At 70.1% G+C, this 1,166-nt stretch carries 2 protein-coding genes; one reads left to right on the forward strand and one right to left on the reverse strand.

Annotated elements, in window-relative coordinates; all coding sequences use genetic code 11:
• Nucleotides 1-389, forward strand: a 389-nt coding sequence (locus U1700_RS15020; RefSeq protein ID WP_332753481.1) for a (d)CMP kinase, incomplete at its 5' end; no start/stop codon positions are given.
• Nucleotides 390-526: 137 nt separating this feature from the next.
• Here U1700_RS15020 and U1700_RS15025 read toward each other — a convergent pair.
• Nucleotides 527-1,166, reverse strand: a 640-nt coding sequence (locus tag U1700_RS15025; RefSeq protein ID WP_332753482.1) for a methyl-accepting chemotaxis protein, incomplete at its 5' end; no start/stop codon positions are given.

Here is a 1,166-nt window from a genome sequence, read left to right on the forward strand (position 1 = left end):
TCGTGTCGGCCCATCCGCTGGTCCGCGCCGCCTTGCTCCAGCGGCAGAAGCGGTTCGCGCAGCAGCCGGGCGGCGCGATCCTCGACGGGCGCGACATCGGCACGGTCATCGCGCCCGACGCCGACGCCAAGCTGTTTGTAAAGGCCAGTTCGCAGGTGCGGGCGCGGCGGCGACATAACGAACTGGTGAAGAACGGCGCGGACGTGTCGTTCGAGCAGGTGCTGGCGGATATCCGTGCCCGCGACGAACGCGACAGCGGCCGGGCGACAGCCCCCCTCACCCAGGCGGCGGACGCGGCGGCGCTCGACACTTCCAACCTGACGATCGACGCCGCGGTCGCTCGCGCGATCCAGTTCGTCGACGCCCAGGTGGCGGCCAAGGCACGCTGATCCGATCCTCCCCAGCATGGGGAGGTGGCAGCGCGCCAGCGCTGACGGAGGGGGCCAGCACCAAGGGACGCCCTCATCGGCACGCCCCCTCCACCATGCTGCGCATGGTCCCCCTCCCCGTACCGGGGAGGAATGGACTAGGCCGCAACCCGCGCGACGAACTGGCTGGCGCTGGTCTTCAGGTCGCCCAGTTGCGTGTCGAGATGGTCGAAGCCGCGCCCGACCCGGTCGATCTCCTGCGCGACATGTTCGGTATCCTGGCGGATCGCGGCGATGGTGTGCGACATCGAATCGGCAGCCAGCGCCGTTTCGTCGACGGCGGCGGTGATCGCGGTGACGGTCTGGGCCTGCGCCTCCATGGCGTGGCGGATCCGCTCGGCCGATATCTGCACCTCATGGACCGTCGCCTTGATCGAGGCATTGGTCTCGACCGTCGAGCGGGTCGCAGCCTGGATCGCGGCAATCTTGGTCGCGATGTCGTCGGTCGCGCGCGCGGTCTGGCTGGCGAGGCTCTTTACCTCCTGCGCGACGACCGCGAAGCCCCGGCCCGCATCACCCGCGCGTGCCGCCTCGATGGTGGCGTTGAGCGCGAGCAGGTTGGTCTGCCCGGCGATGTCGCGGATCAGGCCCAGGATCGACTCGATCGACTTGGCATGGTCGGACAGCATCTCCGACATGCCGACCGCCTGCCCCGCCTGATCGGCGGCCCGGTTGGCGACGTCGGCGGCCTGGTCGACCTCGGTACGGGCATCCTCGATCGCACGGATCAGCCCGGCG

The sequence above is a fragment of the Sphingomonas sp. RB1R13 genome (genome assembly GCF_036663775.1).
Lineage (GTDB): Bacteria > Pseudomonadota > Alphaproteobacteria > Sphingomonadales > Sphingomonadaceae > Sphingomicrobium.